Annotated in this window: 14 protein-coding genes; 10 read left to right on the top strand and 4 right to left on the bottom strand. The window is 62.1% G+C overall.

The features are described 5' to 3' along the window. Positions 1 to 108 precede the first annotated feature (108 nt). From K7R21_RS06745 to K7R21_RS06730, 4 genes are all read left to right on the top strand, one after another. A complete protein-coding gene (locus K7R21_RS06745) occupies positions 109 to 975 on the top strand; it encodes an NAD(+)/NADH kinase (RefSeq protein ID WP_224982503.1) in 867 nt (288 codons plus the stop codon). Beyond that, positions 976 to 2,637: a DNA repair protein RecN gene (gene recN, locus K7R21_RS06740; protein WP_224982502.1), complete on the top strand. Its 1,662-nt coding sequence runs from the start codon at positions 976 to 978 to the stop codon at positions 2,635 to 2,637. It begins immediately after the preceding gene. Then, complete coding sequence (locus K7R21_RS06735) at positions 2,634 to 3,083, top strand: N-acetyltransferase (RefSeq protein ID WP_224982501.1); 450 nt, start codon at positions 2,634 to 2,636, stop codon at positions 3,081 to 3,083. The genes recN and K7R21_RS06735 overlap by 4 nt, the downstream gene beginning before the upstream one ends. Before the next feature lie 198 nt (positions 3,084 to 3,281). After that, positions 3,282 to 4,622, top strand: a complete 1,341-nt coding sequence (locus K7R21_RS06730) for a TldD/PmbA family protein (protein ID WP_224982500.1) — start codon at positions 3,282 to 3,284, stop codon at positions 4,620 to 4,622. Between the two features lie 44 nt (positions 4,623 to 4,666). Here the strand turns inward: K7R21_RS06730 and K7R21_RS06725 are convergent, their stop codons facing one another. The 4 genes from K7R21_RS06725 to K7R21_RS06710 all read right to left on the bottom strand — a co-directional run bounded on the left by K7R21_RS06725 (position 4,667) and on the right by K7R21_RS06710 (position 9,165). After that, complete coding sequence (locus tag K7R21_RS06725) at positions 4,667 to 4,951, bottom strand: ArsR/SmtB family transcription factor (RefSeq protein WP_224982499.1); 285 nt, start codon at positions 4,949 to 4,951, stop codon at positions 4,667 to 4,669. Positions 4,952 to 5,014: 63 nt separating this feature from the next. Beyond that, positions 5,015 to 6,001 (bottom strand): ABC transporter ATP-binding protein, encoded by a 987-nt coding sequence (locus K7R21_RS06720; RefSeq protein ID WP_224982498.1) that lies wholly within the window; start codon positions 5,999 to 6,001, stop codon positions 5,015 to 5,017. Next, positions 5,998 to 6,960, bottom strand: coding sequence for an ABC transporter ATP-binding protein (locus K7R21_RS06715; RefSeq protein ID WP_224982497.1), 963 nt, complete (start codon positions 6,958 to 6,960; stop codon positions 5,998 to 6,000). The genes K7R21_RS06720 and K7R21_RS06715 overlap by 4 nt, the downstream gene beginning before the upstream one ends. A 93-nt stretch (positions 6,961 to 7,053) precedes the next feature. After that, positions 7,054 to 9,165: an HD domain-containing phosphohydrolase gene (locus K7R21_RS06710; protein WP_224982496.1), complete on the bottom strand. Its 2,112-nt coding sequence runs from the start codon at positions 9,163 to 9,165 to the stop codon at positions 7,054 to 7,056. A gap of 341 nt (positions 9,166 to 9,506) precedes the next feature. On the opposite strand from K7R21_RS06710, the gene K7R21_RS06705 reads away from it, so the two are divergent. From K7R21_RS06705 to secF, 6 genes are all read left to right on the top strand, one after another. After that, positions 9,507 to 10,613, top strand: a complete 1,107-nt coding sequence (locus K7R21_RS06705) for a SpoIID/LytB domain-containing protein (protein ID WP_224982495.1) — start codon at positions 9,507 to 9,509, stop codon at positions 10,611 to 10,613. A gap of 1 nt (position 10,614) precedes the next feature. Then, positions 10,615 to 11,640: a tRNA preQ1(34) S-adenosylmethionine ribosyltransferase-isomerase QueA gene (gene queA, locus K7R21_RS06700; RefSeq protein WP_224982494.1), complete on the top strand. Its 1,026-nt coding sequence runs from the start codon at positions 10,615 to 10,617 to the stop codon at positions 11,638 to 11,640. Between the two features lie 9 nt (positions 11,641 to 11,649). Further along, positions 11,650 to 12,765, top strand: coding sequence for a tRNA guanosine(34) transglycosylase Tgt (gene tgt, locus K7R21_RS06695; RefSeq protein WP_224982493.1), 1,116 nt, complete (start codon positions 11,650 to 11,652; stop codon positions 12,763 to 12,765). A gap of 75 nt (positions 12,766 to 12,840) precedes the next feature. Next, positions 12,841 to 13,167, top strand: coding sequence for a preprotein translocase subunit YajC (yajC, locus tag K7R21_RS06690; protein WP_183347036.1), 327 nt, complete (start codon positions 12,841 to 12,843; stop codon positions 13,165 to 13,167). A gap of 36 nt (positions 13,168 to 13,203) precedes the next feature. After that, positions 13,204 to 14,802 carry a protein translocase subunit SecD gene (secD, locus tag K7R21_RS06685; protein ID WP_224982492.1) on the top strand — a complete coding sequence of 533 codons (1,599 nt, stop codon included), beginning with the start codon at positions 13,204 to 13,206 and terminating at the stop codon, positions 14,800 to 14,802. A gap of 12 nt (positions 14,803 to 14,814) precedes the next feature. Next, on the top strand, positions 14,815 to 15,723 hold the full coding sequence (secF, locus tag K7R21_RS06680) for a protein translocase subunit SecF (protein ID WP_224982491.1): 909 nt from the start codon (positions 14,815 to 14,817) through the stop codon (positions 15,721 to 15,723). Positions 15,724 to 15,725 lie beyond the last annotated feature (2 nt).

The following is a 15,725-nucleotide window of genomic DNA, read 5'->3' as shown; positions in this document are numbered from 1 at the left end:
TGGGAAAGGTCTCTGCGGGACTGCTTGGGGTGCGCCAGTTTTCCGTTGGACATGATACACCAACTGTGCTAGTAAATCCTAGATTACAGTACAAGTAAAGGGCTCGTGATGAAAAAAATCGCCATTTTCGCGAAAGTGCACGATCCTCGTTGCCTGGGGGTTGCCGAAGAGCTGATCGAGTGGCTGGCCGTCCGCGGGGTGACCGCTCACGTCGAGGAGCATCTCTCCCGGAGACTGCGCCGCACCACGCTCGCCGAAAGCTCGGAGAGCTCGGAGGTTGCCCGCGACGCCGACCTCGTGGTGGTGCTTGGCGGCGACGGTACGCTGATCGCGGCTGCGCGCCTCATCGGCGAGTGCGACGTCCCGATCCTTGCGGTCAACCTGGGGAGCCTCGGTTTTCTCACCGAGATCACCCTGGACGAGCTCTACCCGTCCATGGAACGCTGCCTGGCCGGCGACTTCGAGGTGACCGAGCGCATGATGCTCCTGGCGAGCGTCGAGCGTGCCGGCGAAATGGTCGAGCTGCACCGCGTGCTCAACGACGTGGTCATCAACAAGGGGGCCCTGGCCAGGATCATCGACATGGAAACGTCGGTGACCGGGCGCTACCTGACCACCTTCAAGGCCGACGGCCTGATCATATCGACCCCGACCGGCTCGACCGGCTACTCGCTTTCCGCCAACGGACCGATCCTGCACCCGGAACTAGAGTGTATCTCGATCACCCCCATCTGCCCGCACACGCTGACCAACCGGCCGCTGGTGGTTGACGCAGGCGCCCAGATCGCCATCAAGCTGAACTACGCCCCGGACGAGTCCGTCTTCCTCACCCTGGACGGCCAGGTCGGCATGAAGCTCCTCTCCGGCGACGTGGTGCAGATCAGGAAAGCCCCCCACGTGACGCGCCTGATCCAGTCCCGCAGCAAGGACTACTTCGAGGTGCTCCGCACCAAGCTTAAATGGGGTGAACGTTAAGTGCTCAGAGAGCTCCAGATAACCAACCTCGCCATAATCGATAAGTTGCACGTTGAGTTCAGCCCCGGGCTCAATATCCTCACCGGCGAGACCGGTGCGGGTAAGTCCATCATCATCGACGCGGTGAACCTGATCCTCGGTGGGCGCGGCAGCGCCGACCTGATCCGCTCCGGCGCCAAGGAAGCCTCAGTCGAGGCGCTCTTCGACCTCTCCGGGCGGGAGGCGCTGTTACAGGCGCTAGCTGAGGCTGGAATCGAGTGCGACGGCGAGCTGCTGGTGCGGCGAGTGGTAGCTCCCGGCGGCAAGAGCCGCGTCTTCATCGGCGGCGGGCTCGCCACCACTTCGCTCCTTTCCGAAATCTGCCGCAACCTGATCAACATCTACGGCCAGCACGACGCGCAGAGTCTCTTGAAGACTGAGCAGCACCTGCTCCTGTTGGACGGCTACGCCGGGGTGCTCTCCCTGCGCGCAGACTTCGCCGCGCGCTACGAGGAGTACCAGGCGGCAAAACACGAGTTGCAGGCGCTCGAGGCGGGGGAGCGCGAGGCGGCGCGCCGGCTGGACCTGCTCTCCTTCCAGAGTAACGAGATCGCCGAGACGAAGCTAAGCCCGGGCGAAGAAGAGGAACTGGCCGAGGAACGTGTCCGGCTGGCGCACTCCGAGAAACTGATGGGTGCCTCGCAGGGCGCCTTTGACGCCCTCTACGGCGGGGAAGCAACCCTCCTGGGGAGCCTTTCCAGTATCATCGCCGGGGTCGCCGACGCCGGTCGCATCGATCCGGCGCTCGTCCCGGTCACGGAAGCGCTGGAGGCGGCCTACGCCCAGTTGGAAGATGCCTCTCTCACCCTGCGCGACTATGCAGCCCGTGTCGAGTCGGACCCGGCCCGGCTGGAGGAGATCGAGGACCGGCTGGACGCCATCGGCCGCCTAAAGAAAAAGTACGGCGCCAGCATCGAGGAGATTCTTGAATACCAGCGCCAGGTGGACCAGGAACTGTCGGTTCTCTCCAACATCGAGGGAACCCGCAGCGAGTTGCAGCAACGGATCTCGCGGTTAGAGCAGGAATTAGCCAAGCTTGGTGCCAAGCTCAGCAAAGCGCGTGAGGACGGCGCCAAAAGGCTCAAGGAGGGGATGGAGCACGAGTTGGCCGAGTTGGCCATGAAGCACGCCGTCTTCGAGACCTCCTTCGAGAGGAGCGCGGAGGCGAGGAGTTATGGCTTCGAGCGCGCCGAGTTCCTGTTCTCCCCGAACCCCGGTGAGCCCCCAAAGCCGCTGGCCAAGATCGCCTCCGGCGGTGAGCTTTCCCGGCTCATGCTCGCGCTGAAACAGCTGCATCCCGACTCCGAGGTGCCCACCCTCATCTTCGACGAGGTGGATACCGGCATCGGGGGGGCGACCAGCGCGCTGGTTGGGGAGAAGCTGAAACGGGTGGCCCGCGAGCAGCAGGTACTGGCCATAACCCACTTGCCCCAAGTGGCCGCCTTTGCCGACCAACACTTGAAGGTCGAGAAAAAGGTCGCCGCCGGGCGCACCGCCACCGGCGTGGAACTCCTGGAAGGGGAGGAGCGGGTGGCCGAGGTGGCGCGCATGCTTTCCGGAGCGCGTGTCACGGAAAAGACCCTGGAACACGCCAGGGAGTTGATTCAGGAGGCAGTGAGATGATCAGGAAAGCCAGGATTAGTGACGTAAAAGATATTCAGAAACTTTTGACCAACTTCGCGAGTCGCGGGGAAATGCTCTCCCGCTCGCTTTCCGAGCTGTACGAGGCGTTGCGCGATTTCTATGTTTTCGAGGAGGACGGCCAGTTGCTCGGCACCTCCGCACTGCACATCGTTTGGGAGGACCTGGCCGAGGTCCGTTCCGTTGCCGTCGCCGAGAGCGCCGGCAGGCGCGGCATCGGTAGTCTTGTGGTAGGGGCCTGCATCGAGGAGGCGCGCAGCCTCGGCCTCAAGAAGCTCTTCTGCCTCACCTACAAGCCAGACTTCTTCGCCAAGTTCGGCTTCAAGATTGCCGACAAATCCGAGCTGCCGCACAAGGTGTGGGGCGACTGCATCAAGTGCGTCAAGTTCCCGGATTGCGACGAGATCGCGATGATTCTTGATCTGTAACTGGCAACGGCTGGGCGACCGGTATCGGCCCTCTCCCTTCGGGAGAGGGTGCCCGCAGGGCGGGTGAGGGCGACGCCCGAAATCCAGCCCCCCGCCTGTTGTAACCCCCTCACTCCGGCCCTCTCCCAAAGGGAGAGGGAGAGTCCGCAGTAGTGGTAAGAGTTGATCGGACCATTCCAAGATCCCCCGAGGCCAAAAATGGAACTGACACGACACGCCGATGCGGTGGAGCGGCTGCTCAAGGGGCGGCAGATCGACGGCTACGAGATCGCCGTTTCCGGCTCGCGTGACCTCGCCATCGAGGTGAAGCAGGGCAAGGTGGACGCGTTCCGCGTGGCGGAGCCGCTGGGCGTCTCCCTGCGCCTCCTGGTAGGCCAGGGCATGGGCTTCTCTTATTCGACCGCCCTTGACGACGCCTCCCTGGAAGGGATGGTGGAGGGGGCGCTGGTCGCGGCCCGGGTGCAAACGCCTGACGACTATTTCGCCTTTGCCGAACCCGCCGCATCCTATCCCGACACCCCCTGGCTCTTCGATCCCTCTCTTGCCGCCGTCGATGAGTCTCTCAAGGTCGCCCGCGCCCTGGAACTGGAGCGCCTGGTGCTCGACGTCGATCCCCGGGTGAAGCGGGTGCGCAAATGCAGCTATGGCGAATCCACCTACCACTCCCTGGTGCGCAATTCCCTGGGGCTCGATGCCTACTACAGCGGCACCTACAACTCCTGCAGCGTCTCTGCCGTGGCGGAGGCCGACGGCGATGCCCAGACCGGCTGGGATTACAGTTTTTCTCCCTCGTTCGCCGGGATCGATCTCGCTGCCGTGGCGGCCGGCGCAGGGCGGAAGGCCACCGGACTGTTGGGCGCGCGCACCCTTGCCACCATGCGCTGCCAGGCGGTCCTCGATAACCGTGTCGCCGCCGACCTGCTCGACGTGCTCTCGGGCTCCTTCCTCGCCGAAAACGTGCACAAGGGTAAGTCGCTGTTGGCCGGCAGGGTAGGGGAGCGGCTCTTCTCCGAGCTTGTCTCCGTGCGCGACAACGGCCTTCTTGCCGGCGGCATGGGGAGTGCTCCCTGCGACGGGGAGGGAGTACCGCAGCAGGACACCCTGCTGGTGCAGTCAGGCGTGCTGCAGGGCTTTCTCTACGACAGCTACTGGGGCAGGCGCCTGGGCGCGCGCTCGACCGGCAACGCAGTGCGCAGCGGCATCAAGACCCCGCCCAGGGTCGGCGCCCACAACCTCCATATCGAGCCAGGGAGTGCCGAGCTCACGACGTTGCTGGCGGGGGTACGTAAAGGGGTGTTGATAACGGAGGTAATGGGGATGCACACCGCAAACCCGATCTCCGGAGACTTCTCAGTTGGTGCTGCGGGCTTTTACGTGGAAGATGGAGAGGTCAGGTACCCGGTCAAGGGACTCGCCCTGGCGGGAAACCTACTGGATGTGTTTGGAAGGGTAGACCAGGTCGGTAGCGACCTGCGTTTTTTCGGCTCGGCGGGATCCCCTTCGTTAAGGATCGCCGAACTCGACGTTAGCGGAACCTAGGACCGCCCCGGGCGGGTGCGGTCCTTCAGCCAGCCTTACTTCAGTTACGCGTCAGCGTTCAGGATCTCAATCAGCCTGCGCACGAACGGGCTCACCACAGCGTAGTGCACCTCGACCCCGTCGCGGGTCCCCTCGATAATCCCCTTGTTCTTCAAAAGCGCCAGGTGCTGCGAAACAGTCGCCTGGGGGAGCCCAAGGCACTCCCAGATGTGCTTCACGTTGCACTCCTGGGTGCACAGCCCTGCCACTATCTTCAGGCGGATCGGGTGCCCGAGCACCTTCAGCATCTCCGCTTCTTTTCCGTAATCTCTGGTCTTGTCAAATGCCAACTTGGTATCCTCCGGTTTGAGCTAAACATAATCTATATATGCCAATTGCGATTGTCAACTGAATTACTTTGCTTCCTTCAGGAAGATTTCCTCACTGAAGTGGCAGGCAGCCCGTTGCCCGGACACTTTGTCCAGCAGTTCCGGGCGTTTCTCGCTGCACACAGGCTGCGCGTAGGGGCAGCGCGGATGGAAGGGGCAGCCGCTGGGGGGTGAGACCGGAGAGGGGAGTTCGCCCTTGGCGATCACGTGCCGGGCCCTCTTTTTGGGGTCGATGCTCGGTATCGCGGAGAGAAGGGCCTCCGTGTACGGGTGCAGGGGACGGTTCAGCACCTGGTCGCGGCTGCCGGTCTCGACGATGCGGCCGAGGTACATGATCGCCACCCGGTCACTCAGGTGCCGCAGCACCGAGAGGTCGTGGGTGATGAAGAGGAAGGAAAGCCCGAGGTCCTTCTTCACGTCCTGCAGTAGGTTGATGATCTGCGCCTGGATGGAGAGGTCCAAGGCGGAGACCGGCTCATCAGCTATGATCAGGCGCGGCGAAACGGCCAGGGCTCGGGCGATACCAATGCGCTGGCGCTGGCCGCCGGAGAACTCGTGCGGAAAGCGCATCATGTGTTCCGGCGAGAGTCCCACCCGTCCGAGCAGTTCCGCCACCTTTTCCCGCCGCCCCGCGGCGTCGCCGATGCGGTGAATCTCCAGTGGCTCCCCCAGGATCTCGGCGACCCGCATGCGCGGGTTCAGCGACGAGAACGGGTCTTGGAACACCATCTGCACTTCTTTGCGGTACTGGGCCAGCTCCGTCTTGCTCATGCCTGCCAGTTCACGCCCCTGGTACTTGATGCTTCCCGCGGTGGGCGGTGTGAGGCCGGTCAGAAGCCTGGCCACGGTTGATTTGCCGCAACCCGATTCGCCCGCGAGCCCCAGCGTCTCGCCGGGGTAGAGCTCGAGGTCGATGCCGGCAACGGCGGTGAGAATGCGCTTCTCGGCGAACATGCCGCCGCGCACGGGGTACTGCTTCACCAGGTTTTCTGCGGTCAGAAGCGGTGTCATGATACCTTCCGGCAGCGCACCAGGTGTCCCGGCGCCACCTCCCTCATCTCGATGGTTTCCCTGCTGCAGGCGTCGTCGCCGATGGGGCAGCGCTCCCTGAAGGGGCAGCCGGCCAGGTCGCCACGCAGGTCTGGCACGCCGCCCGCGAAGGTGGCCAATTTCTCGCCCGGCTTGCCGAACTCGGGCAGCGAGGCGAGCAGCCCCTTGGTGTAGGGGTGCAGCGGATTGGCGAACAGCTCGGCCGTGGGGGCGCTCTCCACGATCTCGCCGGCGTACATGATGGCGGTCCGATGGGCGCGCTCGGCCACAATCCCGAGGTTATGGGTGATCAGGATCAGACCCATGTTCTTTTCCGCCATGAGCCGGTCCAAAAGTTCCAGTATCTGCGCCTGGATGGTCACGTCGAGCGCCGTGGTCGGCTCGTCTGCGATGACCAGTTCCGGCCCGCAGGCAAGGGCCATGGCGATCATGACGCGCTGGCGCATGCCGCCGGAGAGCTGGTGCGGGTAGTCCTTGACCCGGTCCTTGGCCGCGGGGATGCCGACCTGGGTCAACAGTTCGATCGCTTCGCGCTCGGCTGCCTCACCGCTTAGGCTGCGGTGGATCCTGAGTCCCTCGGCAACCTGGTAGCCCACGGTGAAAACGGGGTTGAGCGAGGTCATCGGGTCCTGGAACACCATGGCGATCCGGTTGCCCCTGATCTCGCGCATGCGCTCCTCGGAGAGTGCGAGCAGGTCCTCACCCTTGAAGCGTATAGAGCCGGCGACGATGCGTCCCGGCGGGGGGACCAGCCTCAGCACGGAGGCGGCGGTGATGCTCTTGCCGCAGCCGGACTCGCCCACCAGGGCCAGCGTCTCGCCCGCATCGACGCTCAGGTCTACGCCGCGCACGGCCTTGAGCACGCCGCTTTTCAGGTTGAACTCGGTGCGCAGTCCTGTGATTTCTAGAAGTGCCGGCACAAGGGCTCCTGTTGCCCGCAAAGGGGCACAAAAATGGCGCGGACCGGCTCTGCCGGCCGCGCTACAGAGTTTTATCTTATACCATTATTTGAATTACTGGGCAATGCAGGAGTGAGACTTGCTACCCCCCTTGGCAGCAAGAGGCACCACGTGTAGCCCCGGGAATTCCTCGCGCTGGGGCAGGAAGTTCGGCGTCTTCAGGAGCTTGATGAAGATGGGGACCAATTCAGGGTCGAACTGGGTGCCGGCATTCTCGGCCAACTCCTGGATTGCTACCTCGAGCTTGAGCGCCTTGCGGTAGGGGCGGTCCGAGGTCATGGCATCGAAGCTGTCGGCGATGGCAAGAATACGGGACTCGAGCAGGAGCTCCTGGCCGGTCAGGCGGTTGGGGTACCCCTTGCCGTCGTAGCGTTCGTGGTGCTGCCCGATGCACAACCGCACGTCGTGCAGGAACTCGATCGGCTCCAGGATCGTCATGCCGATGCTGGGGTGTTGCTGCAACTCGGCCACGTCGTCCTTGGTGAGGGTTTCCTCCTTGTGCAGCAGGGAGAGGTCGATGCCGATCTTGCCGATGTCGTGCAGGATGGCGGCGCGCTCGATCACCTTGAGGCGATTGGCGGGGAGCTCGAGCTTTCTGGCCAGGGCGAGCGAGAAGCGGGTGACGCGCTCGGAATGGCCACGGGTATAACTGTCGGATGCCTCGATGGCGGAGACCAGGGCCTGAATGGTGTTCAGGTAGGTCTTTTGCTGCTCGTCGTAGAGCATGGCGTTCTTGATGGCGATGGAGGCCTGCGCCGCGATGGTGGAGAGAAGCTCCAGTTCCTCGTGGTTGTAGACCGTGTTGTTCAGCTTGTTGACCACGGTCAGGGTGCCGATGATCTCGTCCTTGACCATGAGCGGGGCGCAGATAAGGGTCTTTCTCTCGAAACCCAAGGGGCTGATCCGGTCGAACTCGGGCGTCTGGGCGATGTCGGTGATAAGAAGCGGCTTGCTGTTCTGGATCACCCAACTGGAGACGCTGGAGGGCTTCATGGGGACGCGCAGGTACTGCGGGTTCGGGTCGCGGTAGCCGACCAGGTTGGTGATGCGCAACTCGCCATGTTCGGCGTCGTAGAGCACCACGTAGCCGACCTGGGCCTGCAGGGTGTCCATGGTGGTCTTCACCACCAGCCGGTACAGGTCCTCCACCTCGATGGTGGAGTTGATGGCCAGTCCCAGGCGGTACAGGGTGGAGAGCTTCGCAACTGCCTTCTCCAGGTTGGTGTTCTTGTCTTCCAGTTCCCCGGCCAGGTCGGCGATCTTGTAGTTCGCCTCCTCGATCTCCTCGATGCGCTCCTCCAAGGTCACGTTCAAGTTCTCGATCTCGCGGATCTGTTCCTCAAGGCGGCCGTTCATCTGGTGGGTCTCGCGGTGGTGCGCCAGTTTTTCCTGGGCCCGGGCCAGTTCCCTTTCGTGTTTGACGGTTGATTCCATCAAGTTGCCGATGGTGCCCACCATGCGGTTGAAGCTGTTGCCCAATGAGCGCATCTCGAGGCTGGAGGTGAGACTGATTTCCTGGTTGAACTCACCTTGTTCGACCTTCTCCATGCAGCGCATCAGCTTGCGGATGGGACGCTCCACGTAGATGATCAGAAGGGTGGAGATGGTGATCACGGTGAGCAGGACCAGGATGATGGCGGAAACGATGGCGATCTCGCGCTCGCGGTAGATGAAGCTGTTCATGTACCCAAGGGAGAGCTTGATCTCGAGTAGCCCAAGTGTCTCCTTGCTGGCGGGATGACACTTATAGCATTGCGGCGCGTTGAAGATGCGTGCGTAGGAAAGGAAAACTCCCTCTTCGGGGAGCAGGGAGAAGTTGCGGCTAGGGAGCGTGCTGTGCCCCTGTTCCGGGATCCGGCTGCCGATCTCGCTGCGATCGGCGGAGTTGAGGATTTTTCCTTCCGCGTCAACGATTCTTATGGACTTAACGAACTCCCGGGATTTGATTCTGGCGAAGATGCTGGCGACCTCGTCGGAGCGGCCCGACAGCATCGCGTTGGCGACGGAACTCTTGATAGTCTCGATCAGCACCGAGGTGTTGCGGTTGGCTATCTCGTGCAACATTTCCTTCTGCTGCCGGTAGTTATGGTAGGCAACTGTGGAGATGACGACGACCAGGATCGCAGTTACCAGGATGAGGATTTTGGTTTTGAGGGAGAAGCGCATACAGCTCCGAACGGTGGTACAAATCACGCTAAATGGCTATGTTCTACAGCGATATAGCCTGTTTTTGTACATCTGGCAACACTTATTTGGATGGTTCAACTCCGCTGCGTTGCCGCGAAATTTACTGATGTCGACACCTTAGCTTCACTGCCCTGTCCCGGTCCCCCTGGCTGATCACCCCGTGACTCTAAGGCTTAATGAGAAACAAAGCAAATCGCTTGCCAATCTATAGACTGAATACGCTCTGATTAGAGCCATAAAATTATTGACTTTGCGGGCTGTTCCATGGTTTATATCTAAGGCTTTTACGGGACAGTTAAACCCATGTGTAAACGGAATTGATGAGCTGCTTCAGGACGTTGATCATATTACTCATCTGCCTCGCCGCCGGAGGGAGTGCCGCCTCGATGCGACCGGAGATGGTGCGGGTGGCCCTGTTCAAGGGGGCGGAAACCCTCAGGATCGACGGCGACGGCGTGCTTCTTACCGACGGCCGCGAACCGCTCAGGGTGGAGATGCCCCTAGAGGTACGGCGCTTGGGGAGCGGCCTCAGTGTCAACGGCAGGCCGGTGGACCGCCTGGTCGCCTCTGCGTTTTCGCGCATCTCGGTGAACGGCAAGGGGTACCGGGCCCTGATCGAGGTGTCGCCGGCCGACAAGGGCCTGCTGGTGGTGAACGAACTGCCGCTGGAGGAGTACCTGGTCGGCCTCATCAACTGCGAGATCAGTTCCGCCTGGCCCATCGAGGCCATCAAGGCGCAGGCGGTCATCGCCCGTTCCTACGCGGTGTACCAGATGCAAGCCCGCCGCGGCCAGAGTTACCAGCTCGAGTCCAGCGTGATGGACCAGGTGTACGAGGGGGCGGACGTTGAGGACAGCCGCGCTGCCTACGGTGTGCGCGAGACTGCCGGAGAGGTGCTCACCTACAACGGCAAGACCATCCAAGCTTTCTACCATTCCAACTGCGCCGGCCACACTGAGAACTCCAGGAACGTTTGGGGGCTCTCGATCCCTTACCTCCAAGGCGTTTCCTGCCGTTACTGCAGCGAGTCCAATCCGATCCGGTGGGAGCTGAACCTTCCCCTTAAAAAGGTCGAGAACTCGCTGAAGGCAGCCGGGTTCCAGGTGGCAGGTCTCAGGGACCTGCGGGTGCGCGGCAGGAACGCTAGCGGCAGAGTGCAGGACGTGGTCGCCGAATGCTCCCGGGGGAGCGTGGTCATCCCTGGTGTCGCCTTCAGGAAAGCCCTGGGCTACGGCGTCGTGAAGAGCACCAACTTCGAACTGCGCAGCCAGCGCGATGAGCTCCAGGTGAGCGGCACCGGCTCCGGTCACGGTGTGGGGCTGTGCCAGTGGGGCGCCAAGGGGCGCGCCAACGAAGGGTTCGATTACCGCGAGATACTTACTTACTATTATCCGGGCGTGAAGCTTTCCGGCGGGTACGGTCGATAGCATGCGCCTTTCCGATTTCGATTACGAACTCCCGCCGGAGCTGATCGCTCAGCACCCGGCGAGCCGCAGGGACGCCTCCCGGCTGTTGGCACTCGAGCGTGCCACCGGCACGGTCGGGGAGAGCACCGTGGCCGCCATCGCCGGACAGTTCCGCCCCGGCGACCTCCTGGTCCTCAACGACACCCGCGTCATTCCGGCCCGGCTCAGGGGGCACAAGGAGAGCGGCGGCGCCGTCGAGGTGTTCCTTGTGCGTCGCGTTCCCGGCGTGGACGAGGTATGGAGCTGCCTCATCAAGGCCTCCAAGTCCCCCGGTGCCGGCACCCGCATCATCCTTCCCGACGGGGTCACTGCGAAAGTGGCTGCCCGGGAGGAAGGGGAGTGGCTAGTCTGCTTCGAGGGGAGCGACGACTTCATGGCCTGGCTGGAAGGGGCCGGGAGCATGCCGCTCCCCCCCTATATCAAGCGCGCCCCCGAAGGTGAGGACCTGGAGCGCTACCAGACCGTGTTCGCGCGGGAGAAGGGGGCCGTGGCTGCCCCTACGGCCGGCCTGCACTTCACCCCGGAGATCCTGGCTGAGATCCGGGGTCGCGGCGTGGAGATCGCGCCTCTTACCCTGCACGTGGGTCTGGGGACCTTCATGCCGGTTCGGGTCGAGGACCTGTCCCAGCACACCATGCACCGGGAGTTGTACCGGATCCCGCACGAGACCGCCGAGGCGATCCGCCGCACCAAGGCGTCCGGGGGGAGGGTAGTCGCGCTCGGAACCACGTCGATGCGGGCCCTGGAGCACGCTGCCGCCTCCGGCCAATTGGAGGCGGGGGAGCGCGAGGCGGACATCTTCATCCTGCCGGGATACCGGTTCAGGGTGGTTGATGCGTTGATAACGAATTTTCATCTCCCCAAATCGACACTATTTATGTTAGTGTGCGCTTTCGCCGGTAAAGAGTTCATGACCGAGGCCTACGCTGAAGCAGTAAGAAGGCGCTTCCGGTTCTTCAGCTACGGCGATGCGATGTTTATTGGATAAAGGATCATTTTGTCAGCCATATCGTTTGAACTTATCAAGAAAGACCCGGGCTGCGCGGCCCGTTTAGGCTCTCTGACAACCACGCACGGCAGGATCGAAACCCCGATATTCATGCCGGTCGGCACCCAGGCGACGGTCAAGGCTATGACGCCCGAAGAGCTGGTTGAGGTCGGGTCACAGATCATTCTGGCCAATACTTACCACCTCTACCTGCGTCCCGGCCACGAACTGGTGGGCCGGCTGGGGGGACTGCACCGCTTCATGCACTGGGACCGTCCCATGCTGACCGATTCCGGCGGCTTCCAGGTCTTTTCGCTTGGCGAACTGAGGAAGATCTCCGAGGAAGGGGTGAAGTTCCGCTCCCACATCGACGGATCCAAACACTTCATCTCCCCCGAGGTTTCCATCGCCATCCAGGAGGCGCTGGGCGCCGACATCGCCATGTGTTTCGACGAATGCCCTCCGTATCCGGCCGAACGCTCCTATGTGCAAAAGTCGCTTGAGTTGACCACCCGCTGGGCCAAGCGCTGCAAGGATGCGCACAGCCGTCCCGACCAGGCGCTCTTCGGGATCGTGCAGGGGGGGATGCATCCGGAGTTGAGGCGCGAGAGCGCGCGGCAGATCACGGACATCGGTTTCGACGGCTACGCGCTGGGCGGTCTGTCGGTGGGCGAGGAGAAGGAAGTCATGCACGGCATGATGCAGGAGTGCAGCGACATCCTGCCCGAGAACTCGCCGCGTTACATCATGGGCATCGGCGCGCCCGAGGACTTGATCGAGGCGGTCTACAACGGCTTCGACATGTTCGACTGCGTCATGCCGACCAGGAACGCCCGAAACGGCGCCCTGTTCACCAGCTTCGGCAGGATCAACATCAAGGCGGCCATCTACGCCGAGGATCAGGGTCCCATCGACCCGGCCTGCGACTGCTACGTCTGCCGCAACTACTCGAGGGCCTATCTGAGGCACCTGTACCGTAGCCAGGAGATCTTGGCCTCGCGGCTGAACAGCTGGCATAACCTGCACTTCTACCTGAACCTGATGAAACAGGTGCGGGAGGCCATCGGCAGGGGCGAGTTCGTCAAGTTCAGGCGAGACTTTTACGCCGCAAGAACAGCGGCTTGATGCACGCGACTTGAAGCTTTACCTGAAATTATCACTGTCAATAAGGGATGGAAATACAACCCAGGAGGTAACTATATGTTAGGTTTGGCGTTTGCAATGGCTGCTCCCGCGCAGGGCGGTGCGCCGGCGGGCGGAGGGATGATGGCACAGTTCCAGGGATTGATCCCCCTGGTGTTCATGTTTGCCATTTTTTACTTCCTGCTCATCAGGCCGCAGCAGAAAAAGGCCAAGGAGCACAGGGCGCTTTTGGACGCGCTCAAAAAAGGCGACCAGGTCGTCACCGCCGGCGGCATGCACGGCAAGGTGACCGCGCTGGACGACCAGGTGGTAACCCTGGAGATCGCCCCCGGTGTCAACGTCAGGATCAACAAGGGGTACATTGCGTCTGTTAAGCAGGACTAGTGCATTGATCGAATTTTTCCGAAAGGAGCTTTTCCCATGAAGGGTTATACCTGGCGCATTTCTCTTATCCTCATTTTCATCATCGCCTCGTGCGTCTACCTGACGCCGACCTTGGTCGACACGCTCCCGAAGTGGTGGAGCGGCCTGCTCCCCAAGGACAAGATCCACCTGGGTCTTGACCTGCAGGGCGGTACCCACCTGGTCATGGAGGTCGAGACCCAGAAGGCTGTGGAAGGGTCCCTGGACCTGATCGCCACCGACCTCGAGGACTCCCTTACGGCGCAGAACCTGCGCTTCAAGAAGATCGGGCGACTGGGCGGCGACAAAGTGCAGCTCACCCTGTACGATCGCGGTTCGGCCGACAAGGTGCAGGCGCTGATCAAGAAGAAGTACCCCGACCTCGAGGCCCTGCCGGTCTTCGACGAGGGCGGCTTCGTCAACATGCAGCTGCGCATCAACGAGAAAGAGGCACAGGTTAGGAAAGACCGCGCCGTGGCGCAGGCCCTGGAGACCATCCGCAACAGGATTGACCAGTTCGGCGTCTCTGAGCCGGTGATCCAGCGTGAAGGCCTGAACAACATCGTCGTTCAGCTCCCGGGCATCAAGGATCCCAAGCGCGCCATCGAGCTGATCGGCAAGACCGCCCGCCTCGAGTTCAAGCTGGTGGACGAGACCGTCAACGCGGCCACCGCGACCGCCGGTTCGCTCCCCGAAGACGACGAGCTTCTCTTCGAGAAGAGGACTGATCCCCAGACCGGCGCCGTCTCCGAGACCCCGCTGGTGGTGAAGAAAAAGGCCATAATCACCGGCGAGCTGCTTACCGACGCCCAGATCAGGATTGATTCCCAGTACAACCAGCCCTACGTTGCCATCGAGTTCAACTCCACCGGCGCGCGCCTGTTCGACCAGGTCACCGCCGCCAACGTGGGCAAGCGCTTCGCCATCGTCCTGGACAGCAACATCTACTCCGCTCCGGTAATCCGCGAGAGGATCTCGGGCGGCTCCGCCCAGATCTCCGGCTCCTTCACCGAGAAGGAAGCCGCCGACCTCGCCATCGTGCTGCGCGCCGGTTCGCTGCCTGCTCCGGTCAAGATCCTGCAGAACGTCACCGTCGGTCCTTCCCTTGGTCGCGACTCCATCCACAAGGGGCTCATGGCCGGTCTGATCGGCGTCCTGCTCGTCGTCAGCTTCATGGCGATGTACTACAAACTCTCCGGCATGGTCGCTAACCTGGGCATGGTGCTGAACATCCTGTTCCTGATGGGCGCTCTCTCCGCGCTGGGTGCTACGCTGACCCTGCCGGGCATCGCCGCTATCGTCCTCCTGGTCGGTATGTCGGTCGACTCCAACGTCCTCATCTTCGAGAGGATCAGGGAGGAGCTGCGCCTGGGCAAGACGCCGCACGCCGCGCTCGACGCCGGCTACGACAAGGCGTTCCTTACCATTATGGACTCGCACGTTACCGCCCTGATCACAGCGGCGGTGCTGTTCCAGTTCGGCACCGGCCCGGTCAAAGGCTTCGCTGTTTCGCTCAGCCTCGGTATCATCATCAACCTGTTCACGTCGCTCGTTGCCACCAAGGTGCTCTTTGACGCCTTCCTGGACCGCGTCCACGTGAAGCGACTCAGCGTTTAAGGGGGGAGACCAATGGAACTGCTCAAGAAGACCAATATAGATTTCATCGGGATGAGGAAGTTCTCCTTTCTCGCCTCCGGCCTGATGGCCATCATCGGCCTCATCGGCATCATCGCCATCGCCCGCGGCACCGCCAACATGGGCATCGACTTCTCCGGTGGCACCGAGATGCAGATCAAGTTCGCACAGGCTGCCACTACCCAGTCCATCCGTGACGCCCTCGTGAAAGCCGGCGTCAAGGAAGTTGAGCTGCAGGAGATCACCGGTGGCAACCAGGTGCTGGTAAAGATGCACAAGTCCACCGGTAAGTCAGCCGACCAAGTAGCCGACGCACTGAAAGCCGGCATCCCGGGCAACACTTTCACCGTGGAAAGCTCCACCGAAATCGGGCCCTCCATCGGCGAGAAGCTGAAGCAGGACACCCTGGTGGCCGTGGCGCTCTCCATGCTTGGCATCATCCTCTACATCGCCTGGCGCTTCGACTTCAAGTTCGGCGTGGGCGCGGTCGTGGCCACCATGCATGACGTACTGGCCATGATCGCCGTATTCTACGTGATGCACCGCGAGGTCAACATCCTCTTCATCACCGCGGTCCTCACCATCGCCGGTTACTCGCTCACCGATACCGTCGTCGTCTTCGACCGTATCCGCGAGAACATGCACAAGAGCCTCAAGGACCCGATGATCACCATCTTCAACAAGAGCATCAACGAGACACTGTCCCGTACCATCATCACTTCGGTGACCACCTTCCTTGCCGCCGTTTCGCTGTTCCTGTTCGGCGGCGAGGTGATCCACGACTTCGCCTTTGCCCTGGTCGTGGGCGTGGTAGTCGCCACCTATTCGTCCATCTTCGTGGCGAGCCCGATCGTGGCGCTGTGGGAAAAACACGCCGTCGAGACCAAGGCCGAGGCTGTCTAAGG

The organism is Geomonas agri (genome assembly GCF_020179605.1).
Classification (GTDB): domain Bacteria; phylum Desulfobacterota; class Desulfuromonadia; order Geobacterales; family Geobacteraceae; genus Geomonas; species Geomonas agri.
The sequence above is the reverse complement of the archived record's forward strand: the minus strand, read 5'-3'. Positions and strand labels throughout refer to the sequence as shown.

Excerpts from the sequence above, each read along its gene's own strand:
- K7R21_RS06745 (WP_224982503.1), top strand. The coding sequence starts at position 109 with ATGAAAAAAATCGCCATTTTCGCGAAAGTGCACGATCCTCGTTGCCTG.
- K7R21_RS06735 (WP_224982501.1), top strand. The coding sequence starts at position 2,634 with ATGATCAGGAAAGCCAGGATTAGTGACGTAAAAGATATTCAGAAACTT.
- K7R21_RS06730 (WP_224982500.1), top strand. The coding sequence starts at position 3,282 with ATGGAACTGACACGACACGCCGATGCGGTGGAGCGGCTGCTCAAGGGG.
- K7R21_RS06720 (WP_224982498.1), bottom strand. The coding sequence starts at position 6,001 with ATGACACCGCTTCTGACCGCAGAAAACCTGGTGAAGCAGTACCCCGTG.
- K7R21_RS06710 (WP_224982496.1), bottom strand. The coding sequence starts at position 9,165 with ATGCGCTTCTCCCTCAAAACCAAAATCCTCATCCTGGTAACTGCGATC.
- K7R21_RS06705 (WP_224982495.1), top strand. The coding sequence starts at position 9,507 with ATGAGCTGCTTCAGGACGTTGATCATATTACTCATCTGCCTCGCCGCC.
- queA (WP_224982494.1), top strand. The coding sequence starts at position 10,615 with ATGCGCCTTTCCGATTTCGATTACGAACTCCCGCCGGAGCTGATCGCT.
- yajC (WP_183347036.1), top strand. The coding sequence starts at position 12,841 with ATGTTAGGTTTGGCGTTTGCAATGGCTGCTCCCGCGCAGGGCGGTGCG.
- secD (WP_224982492.1), top strand. The coding sequence starts at position 13,204 with ATGAAGGGTTATACCTGGCGCATTTCTCTTATCCTCATTTTCATCATC.
- secF (WP_224982491.1), top strand. The coding sequence starts at position 14,815 with ATGGAACTGCTCAAGAAGACCAATATAGATTTCATCGGGATGAGGAAG.